Source organism: Desulfallas sp. Bu1-1, assembly GCF_015594625.1.
In the GTDB taxonomy this organism is placed as follows: Bacteria; Bacillota; Desulfotomaculia; order Desulfotomaculales; family Desulfallaceae; genus JADNRQ01.
This window is the reverse complement of record NZ_JADNRQ010000065.1, coordinates 1-801: the sequence shown is the minus strand read 5'-3', so window position 1 is coordinate 801 and position 801 is coordinate 1. Positions and strand designations below refer to the sequence as shown.

At 49.9% G+C, this 801-nt stretch carries 1 tRNA gene and 2 rRNA genes; all 3 read left to right on the top strand.

Annotation, left to right across the window (positions count from 1 at the left end):
• Positions 1-118, top strand: a 16S ribosomal RNA gene (locus IT084_RS17635); the annotation flags it as partial.
• Positions 119-411: 293 nt separating this feature from the next.
• Positions 412-487, top strand: a tRNA-Ala gene (locus IT084_RS17630).
• Between the two features lie 188 nt (positions 488-675).
• Positions 676-801, top strand: a 23S ribosomal RNA gene (locus IT084_RS17625); the annotation flags it as partial.

The window sequence follows — 801 nt, the reverse complement described above, 5'->3', positions numbered from 1 at the left end:
TCGACCAACGAACTTCGAACTTCGAGAAGGGAGGCAGCCGTCGAAGGTGGGGTCGGTAATTGGGGTGAAGTCGTAACAAGGTAGCCGTATCGGAAGGTGCGGCTGGATCACCTCCTTTCTAAGGAGCATATTCGAAGTTCGAAATTCGGGATTCGAAGTTCGATTAAGAAGGAATTCGCCCCTGGCGAATTCCAGCAAACATCGAACCTCGAACGACGAACATCGAACCTCGAAAACTCCAGGTCGAACCATCTCGACACACTGTTTGGTTTTGAGGGATCAAGTTAGTGGTTGGTGATTAGTGGTTAGTAATTGGTATATCTGGCCAAAGCTTACGGGTCATTTAAAGAGACCCAAAAAAATACCCGATAAACCAATGACCAACCACCAACGACTAACGGTCCAAATTGTGGGGATATAGCTCAGCTGGGAGAGCGCTTGAATGGCATTCAAGAGGTCAGGGGTTCGACTCCCCTTATCTCCACCAGATTAGTGGTTGGTGGTTGGTGGTTAGTGGTTAGTTCCAGGGTCAAAGCTAGCGGGTCAAAAATGACCCAAAAGTAATACCAAGGAACCAACGACTAACGACCAACCACCCACTACTCAAACCAAACTCTGTTCCTTGAAAACTGCACAGCGAAAAAAGCACAGGTAGCACACAAGACGCCGAGAAAAGGTCAAGCTAGAAAGGGCGTACGGTGGATGCCTGGGCGCCAGGAGGCCGAAGAAGGACGTGGCAAGCTGCGAAAAGCTACGGTGAGCCGCAAGCAGGCATAGACCCGTAGATTTCCGAATGGGGCA